1 protein-coding gene and 1 pseudogene are annotated in these 10821 nt (G+C 74.2%); both read left to right on the forward strand.

The genetic code is table 11. From position 1 onward, the window contains the following. Nucleotides 1-9 precede the first annotated feature (9 nt). Nucleotides 10-9081: pseudogene (locus IE142_RS29780) on the forward strand (type I polyketide synthase); the annotation flags it as partial. Nucleotides 9082-9124: 43 nt separating this feature from the next. Further along, nucleotides 9125-10821 (forward strand): type I polyketide synthase (locus IE142_RS29785; RefSeq protein ID WP_191888613.1); only part of this gene is annotated, 1697 nt, incomplete at its 3' end.

The following is a 10821-nucleotide window of genomic DNA, read 5'->3' on the forward strand; positions in this document are numbered from 1 at the left end:
GAAGTGATCGACCCGGTGGTCATCGTCGGTACCGCGTGCCGCCTTCCCGGCGGTATCGACTCGCCGGAGGAGCTGTGGCGCCTGCTGTGCGACGGTGAGGACGTCCTCGGCCCGTTCCCGACGGACCGAGGCTGGGACCTCGACGCCCTGTACGACCCCGACCCGACCGCGCCGGGCCGGAGTTACGTGCGCGAGGGCGGATTCCTCGCCGGCGCCGCCGAGTTCGACGCCACGTTCTTCGGGATCTCACCCCGTGAGGCCGAGCCCATGCACCCGCAACAGAGGGTGCTGCTGGAGGTCGTGTGGGAGGCGCTGGAGCGCGCGGGTGTGGACCCGGCGACGCTGCGCTCCACCGCCACCGGCGTGTTCGTCGGCGCGGAAGCGCACGAGTACGGGCCGGGGCTGACCAACGCGCACGGCGCCGAGGGCCATCTGCACACGGGCACCGCGGGCAGCGTCGCCTCCGGCCGTATCGCTTACGAACTGGGCCTTCGCGGGCCCGTGCTCACCGTGGACACGGCCTCGTCCAGTTCGCTGGTCGCCCTGCACCTCGCGGTGCGGTCGATACGCGGCGGGGAATGCGCGCAGGCCATCGTCGGCGGCGTCACGGTCATGCCGACCCCGGCCGCCTTCGTCGCGTTCAGCCGGCAGCGCGCACTGTCGCCCGACGCGCGGCCGAAGCCCTTCGGCGCGGACGCGAACGGCACCGCGTGGAGCGAGGGCGCTGGCGTGCTGTTCGTGGAGCGCCTGTCTACGGCACGCGCCGCGGGGCACCAGGTGCTGGCCGTGGTGCGGGGCTCGGCGATCAACTCCGACGGCGCTTCGGCGGGACTCACCGCTCCGAGCGAGGAGGCGCAGCGCGAGGTCGTCGTCGCGGCACTCGCCGACGCGGGCCTGCGTCCGTCCGAGGTGGACGCCGTGGAGGCGCACGGCACCGGCACCCCGCTCGGCGACCCGATCGAAGCCCGGGCCCTCATCGCCACCTACGGACAGGACCGCGACCGGCCGTTGTACATGGGGTCGCTGAAGTCCAACCTGGGTCACACCCAGGCCGCGGCCGGTGTGCTCGGCGTGGTGAAGATGGTCGAGGCCCTGCGGCACGGCGTCCTGCCCGCCACCCTGCGCGCCGAACCGCCGACGCCGCACGTGGACTGGTCGTCCGGTGCGGTCGAGCTGCTGACGCGGCAGCGCGACTGGACGAGCGGAGACGCCCTGCGGCGGTGCGGCGTCTCGTCCTTCGGGTTCAGCGGCTCCAACGCCCATGTTCTGATGGAGGAGGCCCCGCCCGTGCCCGCCCCGGCGGAACGGGTCACCGAGCCGGCCCCGGCCGCGTTGCCGCTGGTGCTGTCGGCGCGCTCCGCGGCGGCGTTGCGCGGTCAGGCCGCCGGCCTGGTCGGGCTGGAGGCCGATCCGCGGGATCTCGGGCACTCGCTGGTGACGACGCGTTCGCTGTTCGAGCACCGGGCGGTGGTCGTCGACCGAGACGGGCTGGAGGTGTTCGCCCGGGGCGAGGCGACGCCCGCCGTCGTCCACGGTGTGGCGGACGTCGAGGGCCGGACCGTCTTCGTCTTCCCCGGCCAGGGCGCCCAGTGGGCCGGCATGGGTGCGCGGCTGCTGGACGAGTCGCCGGTGTTTGCGGAGCACATCAACGAATGCGCCGTGGCGCTGTCGGAGTTCACCGACTGGTCGCTGGTGGACGTGCTGCGGCAGGCCGAGGGCGCGCCGAGCCTCGATCGCGTGGACGTGGTGCAGCCGGTGTCCTTCGCGGTGATGGTGTCGCTGGCGGCGCTGTGGCGTGCGCGGGGTGTGCGTCCGGACGCGGTCGTCGGTCATTCGCAGGGTGAGATCGCCGCCGCCGTCGTCGCCGGAGCGCTGTCCCTGGAGGACGGTGCGCGGGTGGTCGCGCTGCGCAGCCAGGCCCTCGCCCGCCGGATCGCGGGCGAGGGCGTCATGATGTCGGTGCCGTTGCCGGTGGAGCGCGTCGAGCGGATGCTGCCCGCGGACGGGTCCGTGCAGATCGCGGTCGTCAACGGGCCGGCCTCGGTCGTCGTCGCCGGTGCGCCCGCCGCGCTGGAGACGCTGTTCGACACCTGGACCGCCGACGGGGTGCGGGTGCGGCGTATCGACATCGACTACGCCTCGCACACGGCGCAGGTCGAGAAGATCCAGGAGGAACTGCTCGACCTGCTCGCACCGGTCCGGCCCCGCACCGCGGAGGTGCCGTTCTACTCGACGGTGACCGGCGAGTGGCTGGACACCGCGACGATGGACGGCGGCTACTGGTATCGGAACCTGCGCAGCACGGTGAACTTCGGACCCGCGATCGCCGCGCTGCTCGCCGAGGGACACCGCGCGTTCATCGAGTGCAGCCCGCACCCCGTGCTGCGCGTCGGTATCGCCGAGGCGGTCGAAGCGGCCGGCGTGCGGGCCGTCGTGACGGGCACGCTGCGCCGTGGCGAGGGCGGCCTGGACCGCGTGTACGCGTCGTTCGCCGAGGCGTTCGTGCGGGGTGTGCCGATGGACTGGGCCGGCCTGTACGAGGGTGGCCGCCGGATCGACCTGCCCACGTACGCGTTCGACCGCCGCCGCTACTGGATGGCCGGTCCCGGTGCCACGGCCGCGCCCGTGCGCGAACCGGAGCCCGTCGCCGTCGCCGAGGTCCCGGCGCTCGATCGCGCGGCGCTCCTCGACACCGTCCGGGCGCAGGCCGCCACCGTGCTGGGGCACACGGACACGGCCGCGATCGACACCTCCCGTGAGTGGCGCGCCCTGGGCGTCGACTCGATCACCGCCGTCGACCTCCGTGAGCGGCTCGTCGCCGCACTCGGCACCGCCCTGCCCACCTCCGTCGTCTACGACCACCCGACGCCCGACCGGCTCGCCGACTTCCTGCACGCCTCCGCCACCGGCGGGACCGAGGATGCCACCGTCACCCCGGCCACCGCCGACGAGCCGATCGCGATCGTCGGCATGGCGTGCCGGTTCCCGGGCGGCATCGCCGGCCCCGAGGACCTGTGGCGGGTCGCCGCCGAGGGACGGTGCGTGGTCGGCGACTTCCCGACCGACCGCGGCTGGGACCTGGACGCGCTGTTCGCCCCCGGCCCCGACGGCACACCCGCCGTCGCCACCCGCTCCGGCGGCTTCCTGCCCGACGCGGCGGGTTTCGACGCCGAGTTCTTCGGCATCTCGCCGCGTGAGGCCAAGGCGATGGACCCTCAGCAGCGCCAGCTGCTGGAGACCTCGTGGGAGGCGCTGGAGCGCGCCGGGCTCGACCCGGCCTCCCTGCGCGGTACCCGGACCGGCGTGTTCGTCGGCACCTTCGGCGGCAGCTACGAAGCGTTGCTCGGCCGGCGTGACGACTCCCGCGGCTTCGTCATGACCGGTACGACACCGAGTGTCATGTCGGGCCGGACGGCGTACGTGCTCGGCCTGGAGGGCCCGGCGCTCACCGTCGACACCGCGTGTTCGTCCTCGCTGGTGGCGCTGCACCTGGCCGCACAGGCACTGCGGGCCGGGGAGTGCGGGCTCGCGCTCGCGGGCGGCGTGACCATCATGTCGACCCCCGACAACTTCGTGGAGTTCACGCGGCAGGGCGGCCTGGCCGCCGACGGCCGGTGCAAGTCGTTCTCCGACGCCGCCGACGGCACCGGCTGGTCCGAGGGCGTCGGCGTGCTCGTACTGGAGCGGCTCTCCGCCGCCCGCGCGAACGGACACCGGGTACTCGCCGTCGTCCGTGGCTCGGCCGTCAACCAGGACGGCGCCTCCAACGGCCTCACCGCACCGAACGGGCCCTCGCAGCAGCGGGTGATCCGTGCCGCGCTGGCCAACGCGGGCCTGCGCCCGTCCGACGTGGACGCGGTCGAGGCACACGGCACCGGTACCAGGCTCGGCGACCCGATCGAGGCCGAGGCCCTGCTGGCGGCGTACGGCCGGGACCGGGAGACGCCGCTGCTGCTCGGCTCCCTGAAGTCCAACATCGGCCACACACAGGCCGCCGCGGGTATCGCGGGCGTCATCAAGATGGTGCAGGCCATGCAGCACGGCATGCTGCCGCGGACCCTGCACGTCGAACAGCCGTCGTCGCACGTGGACTGGTCGGCGGGTGCGGTGGACCTGCTCACCGAGGCCACACCGTGGCCCGACACGGACCGCCCGAGACGGGCTGCGGTCTCGTCGTTCGGCATCTCCGGCACGAACGCCCACGTCGTCCTGGAGCAGGTCGCCCAGCCGGAGCCCGAGCCCGAGACGAACGGCGTCCTGGTCCCGTGGGTGGTGTCGGCGCCCACGCCGGAGGCACTGCGCGCGCAGGCGGCGCGGGTCGCGACCGCGTCCGGCGGTGCGGCCGACGTGGCGCGGTCCCTGGTCGGCACCCGCACGCACTTCGCCCACCGCCTCGCCGTGACCGGCCGGGATGGCGACACCCTGCGGGCCATGCTGGCCGGCCCGGCCGGCGCGGTCCAGGGCTCGGTCGTCCCGGGCAAGCTGGGCGTGCTGTTCACCGGCCAGGGCGCGCAGCGCCTCGGTATGGGACGCGGCCTGTACGAGCGGTTCCCCGCGTTCGCCACGGCGTACGACGAGGTCGTCGCGGCACTGGGCACCGAGGTCCGGGATGTCATGTGGGGCGAGGACGCGGCGGAGCTCGACCGCACCCGCCGGACGCAGCCCGCGCTCTTCGCGCTGGAGGTCGCCCTGTACCGGCTCGTTCAGTCGTGGGGCGTAGAGCCGGACATGGTCGGCGGTCACTCGGTCGGCGAGATCGCCGCCGCGCATGTCGCCGGAGTGCTCTCGCTGGCCGACGCGGCCACGCTCGTCCTCACCCGGGCCGGCCTGATGGGGGCCCTGCCCGAGGGCGGGGCGATGCTCGCCGTCGAGGCGACCGTGGGCGAAGTCTGCCCGCTGCTGGTGGAGGGAGTGTCCATCGCGGCCGTGAACGGGCCGACGTCGGTCGTGGTGGCCGGTGTCGGCGAGGTGGTCGCGAAGATCCGCGACACCTTCACCGAACAGGGCCGCCGCACGAAGCTGCTGCCGGTCTCCCACGCCTACCACTCGCCGCTCATGGACCCGATGCTGGCCGAATTCGGCGAGACGCTGGAGGACCTGACGTTCCAGGAGCCGCGCATCCCGTTCGTGTCGGCGCTCACCGGACGGATCGACGCACCGGACAGCGGCATCTACTGGGTGCAGCACGTACGGCAACCGGTGCTGTTCACGGACGCCGTCCGGGCGATGGCCGACGCAGGTGTCCGCACCGTGCTCGAACTCGGACCGGACGGGACGCTCAGCGCCCTGGTGCCCGACGCCGTCGGCGACGCCGACATCCGGGCGATCCCGCTGCTGCGCCGTGACCGGCCCGAGGAGGACCGGGCCGTCACCGCGCTGACGGAGCTGTACGTGCGCGGCACGGAGGTGGACTGGGCGGCCTTCCTCGCGGACACGGGAGCGCACACCGTGACCCTTCCCACCTACGCGTTCCGCCATCAGCGGTTCTGGCCGGACGACGGCGAGACCGGTGACGTCACCGGCGCGGGTCTCGAACAGGCAGGCCACCCGCTGCTCGGCGCGGTCGTCCGGCTGGCGGACGGCGACGGCGTGCTGCTCACCGGCCGGCTGTCCGCCACCGCGCAACCCTGGCTGGCGGACCACGTGGTCGGCGGCCGGATCCTGTTCCCGGGCACGGGCTTCGTGGAGTTGGCGCTGCGCGCCGGCGACGAGGCCGGCTGCGGACGGCTGGACGAGCTGACGCTGGCCGTGCCGCTGGTGCTGCCCGCGCGCGGCTCGGTCCCCGTACAGGTCGCGGTCGGTGCGGCCGAGGACGGCCGCCGCCCGGTGAAGGTGTCCTCGTGGGCCGACGGCACCTGGACGCTGCACGCCACCGGACACCTCGCGGCGGACGCTCCCGCGGTGGACACGGCGTTCGCGCGGGACCAGTGGCCGCCGGCCGGCGCGCAGGCCCTGCCGCTGGACGACTGCTACGAGCGGCTGGCCGCGATGGACCTCGACTACGGCCCGGCGTTCCGGGGCGTGCGCGCGGTGTGGCAGCGGGACGCCGAGGTGTTCGCGGAGGTCGCACTGCCCGACGTGGTGGCCGACCGGGCGGACGCCTTCGGTCTGCACCCGGCGCTGCTCGACGCCGCCGTGCAGGTGGCGTTCCTCGGCGACCTGGGAGTGCCGCCCGGTGCCCTGCCGTTCGCGTGGGAGGGCGTGACCCTGCCGGCCGCAGGCGCGACGGCGCTGCGGGTCCGCCTGGCCCCGAACGGCCCGGGCGTGTCCGTCACGGCCGCGGACGTGCTCGGTGAACCGGTCGCGGCCGTCGAGTCGCTGACACTGCGGGCGGCCGCCACGCCCGCCGCGGCTCTCGCGTACGACTCGCTGTTCGCACTGGACTGGACGCCGCTGCCGGAGGCCGGGGCGGCCGAACCCGCCGCGGTACTGGAGTTCGCGCCGGCCGCCGGCGACATGGCGGCGGCGGCGCACGAGGCGGCGGCCAGGGCGCTCGAAGCCGTGCAGAAGCGGCTGTCCGGCGACAGTGAGGAACCGCTGCTGTTCGTGACACACGGCGCGGTCACGGGCGACGATCCGGCCTCGGCCGCCGTCTGGGGTCTGCTGCGGAGCGCCCAGACCGAGAACCCCGGTCGCTTCCTGCTGCTGGACCTGCCGGACGGCGGGGACCTCCCGGCGGCGTACGGCGCGCTGCTGGCGTCCGGCGAACCGCAGGGCTGGGTACGGGACGGCGTCGTGCACGCCGCCCGGCTGGCGCGCCTCGGCGCGGACGCGGGCCTGCTGCCGCCCGGCGGCAGCGGATGGCGGCTGGACATCCCGAAGCGGGGCAGCATCGACGACATCGCACTCGTCCCGTACCCCGATGCCGAGCGCGAACTGGCCGGCCGCCACGTGCGCGTACGGGTGCGCGCGGCGGGCGTGAACTTCCGGGACGTACTCAACGTCCTGGGCATGTACCCCGGTGACCCGGGCGCGCCCGGCGCCGAGGGCATGGGCGAGATCGTCGAGGTCGGTCCCGAGGTGACCGGCCTGCGCGTCGGCGACCGCGTCATGGGCATGATCACGGGCGGCTTCGGCCCGCTGGCGGCCGTCGACGAGCGGTTGCTCACGCCCGTACCGGCGGCCTGGCCGGACGACGTGGCCGCGGCCGTCCCGCTGGTCTTCCTCACCGCCTACCACGGTCTCGTCGACCTGGCGGGGCTGCGCGGCGGTGAGCGCGTACTCATCCACGCCGGTGCCGGAGGTGTGGGCATGGCCGCGATCCAGCTGGCCCGGCACCTGGGCGCCGAGGTGTTCGCCACGGCGAGCGAGGGCAAGTGGGACACGCTGCGCGCCCTCGGCGTCGCGGACGACCACATCGCCTCCTCCCGGACGCTCGACTTCGCCGGGGCGTTCGGCGGGGTGCTGGGCGAGCAGCGGATCGACGTCGTGCTCAACTCGCTGGCCGGGGAGTTCATCGACGCGTCCCTGGGCCTGCTCGCCGACGGCGGCCGTTTCGTGGAGATGGGCAAGACGGACCTGCGCGACCCCGCCGACCTGCCCGGCGTGCGCTACCTGCCGTTCGACCTGATGGTGGTCGCCCCGGACTGCATCGCCGGCATGCTCGCCGAACTGGGCAAGCTGTTCGAGGCCGGGGCGCTGGCGCCGCTCCCGGTGCGCTCGTGGGACGTGCGCCGTGCGTGCGACGCGTTCCGGTACATGAGCCAGGCCAGGCACATCGGCAAGATCACCCTCACGATGCCGACCGGGCCCGCCACCGGCGGCACGGTCCTCGTCACCGGCGGCACGGGCGGCCTCGGCAGCAGGCTCGCCCTGCACCTGGCCGGGCAGGGCGTGACCCGGATGGTGCTGGCCTCCCGCCGCGGCCCGGCGGCCGACGGAGCGACGGAACTGCGCGAGGAACTGGCGGCCCTGGGTGTCCAGGTGCGGGTGGTCGCCTGCGACATCGCGGACGGTGACGCCACCCGCGAACTGGTCGCGAGCATCCCCGATCTCACGACGGTCGTGCACACCGCGGGCGTGCTCGACGACGGCGTGGTCGGCTCGCTCACACCGCAGCGGCTGGCGACCGTGCTGCGGGCGAAGGCCGACGCGGCCTGGAACCTGCACGAGGCGACCAAGGACCGGCGACTCGCCCACTTCGTGACGTTCTCCTCGGTCATGGGCGTCATCGGCGGCGCCGGCCAGGCCAACTACGCCGCCGCCAACGCCTTTCTCGACGCACTGGCCGCCCACCGCCGCTCGGCGGGCCTGCCGGCCGTCTCCCTGGCCTGGGGCGCATGGGCGCCGGGCACCGGCATGACCGCGACGCTGTCCGACGTGGACCTCGCGCGCATGGCCCGCGACGGCATGGCCCCGCTGACGACGGAGCAGGGCATGGCGCTGTTCGACGCGGCGCTGGCCGTCGACGCCCCGGCGCTGGTACCGATGCGGCTGGAGCTGTCCAAGCTGCGCACCAGGAGCGACGTACCGGCCGTGTTGCGCGGTCTTGCCGGCACCGGCCGCCGAACCGCAGCCTCCACCGCGGCGGCGGAGGTCGCCACCCTGGCATCGCGGCTCGCCGGCGCGGCCCCCGACGAACGCCTCCGTCTGGTGCTCGGCGCCGTACGGACCGAGGCCGCCGCTGTCCTCGGCCACGGCTCTCCGGCCGCGATCGAGCAGTCCCGCGAGTTCCGGCAGCTCGGCTTCGACTCGCTCACCGGCGTCGAACTGCGCAACCGGCTCAACACGGTCACCGGCCGCCGGCTGCCGTCCACGCTGCTGTTCGACTACCCGACCCCGTCGGCACTCGCGGAGTACCTGCGGGACGAACTGGCGCCCTCCGCCGAGCCCGAGGCGGCCGGGACCGGCACCCCGCTCCAGGAGCTGGACCGGCTGGAGGCGGCCCTCGCGGCCGCCGGCCCCACGGCCGACCACGCGACGCTGGCCGACCGGCTCGAACAGCTCGGCCGACGGCTGCGGCAGGCGGAGACGGACGCGGCCGGACCCGTCGACGAGATCGACGCCGACAAGATCAACTCGGCCTCGGTCGACGAGTTGTTCACGATCATCGATGGCGAACTGGGCATCTCCCAGGACTGAACCCGCCCACCGCCCCCGTTCGTTGATGGAAAGAGGACCTGCGATGGATGACCACGGCCAGCAGGACAAGGTTGTCGAGTATCTGAGGCGTGTCACGGTCGACCTGCGCACCGCCCGCCAGCGCATAGAGGAACTGGAGTTGAGGGGACGCGAGCCGATCGCGATCGTCGGCATGGCGTGCCGGTACCCGGGCGGCGTGCGCTCGCCGGAGGACCTGTGGCAGCTGGTCGTGGACGGCACCGACGCGGTCACCGAGTTCCCGGCGAACCGCGGCTGGGACCTCGACACCCTCTACGACGCCGACCCCGAGCACGTGGGCACGTCCTACTCGCGGGCCGGCGGCTTCCTCCACGACGCGGGCGACTTCGACGCCGAGTTCTTCGGGATGAGCCCGCGGGAGGCCATGGCGACGGACGCGCAGCAGCGGCTGCTGCTGGAGACGTCGTGGGAGGCGCTGGAGCGGGCGGGCATCGACCCGGTGTCGCTGCGCGGCAGCCGCGCCGGTGTGTACGCGGGCGTGATGTACAGCGACTACCGGGAACTGCTCGGCGACGACGGCTACGAGGGCTACCGCACCAACGGCAGCCTGCCCAGCGTCGCCTCGGGCCGCGTGGCCTACACCCTGGGGCTCGAGGGGCCCGCGGTCACGGTCGACACGGCGTGCTCGTCGTCGCTGGTGACGCTGCACCTGGCCGCGCAGGCGCTGCGCAACGGCGACTGCACGCTGGCGCTGGCCGGCGGCGTGACGGTGATGTCCACGCCCAGCACCTTCGTGGAGTTCTCGCGCCAGCGCGCCCTCTCCGCGGACGGCCGCTGCAAGGCGTTCTCCGACGCCGCCGACGGCACCGGCTGGGCCGAGGGCGTGGGCATGCTCGTGCTGGAGCGCCTGTCGGACGCACAGCGGCTCGGCCACCCGGTGCTCGCGGTGGTACGGGGTTCGGCGGTGAACCAGGACGGCGCGTCGAACGGCCTCACCGCACCGAACGGCCCGTCGCAGCAGCGGGTCATCAAGCTGGCGCTGGACAGCGCCGGGCTGGCAGCGTCTGATGTGGACGTCATCGAGGCCCACGGCACGGGCACGGAACTGGGCGACCCGATCGAGGCACAGGCGCTCCTGGCGACCTACGGCCGTGACCGTGAGACACCGGCCCTGCTCGGTTCGGTGAAGTCGAACATCGGGCACACACAGGCGGCGGCAGGCGTCGCCGGAGTCATCAAGATGGTGATGGCGATGCGGCACGGGCTCGTGCCGAAGTCGCTCCACGCCGACACGCCGTCGTCCCATGTGGACTGGTCGGCGGGTGCGGTGACACTCGCGGCGGAGGCGAGCCCCTGGCCGGCGGTGGACCGGCCGCGGCGGGCGGCGGTGTCGTCGTTCGGCATCTCCGGCACCAACGCGCACACGATCCTGGAGCAGGCGCCGGACGCCGAGCCGCGCGCCGAAGCGCCGGTCGACGCAGTTGTGCCGTGGGTGCTCTCCGGGCACACACCGGAGGCCTTGCGCGCACAGGCGGAGCAGCTGGCACTGCGGCTGGACTCGGGTGCACACCCGGCGGACATCGGCCTCACCCTGGCCACCGGCCGGGCACACCTTGCGCACCGGGCCGCGTTCGTCGGCCGCGACGGCGCCGACCTGGCGGCGAAGCTGACGTCCTGGACCGCGACCGAGGCGGTGGTCGGTGACGGTCGGCTGGGTGTTGTGTTCACGGGTCAGGGTTCGCAGCGGCTGGGGATGGGGCG

Origin of the sequence: Streptomyces mutabilis, assembly GCF_014649815.1 — a bacterium.
In the GTDB taxonomy this organism is placed as follows: domain Bacteria; phylum Actinomycetota; class Actinomycetes; order Streptomycetales; family Streptomycetaceae; genus Streptomyces; species Streptomyces mutabilis.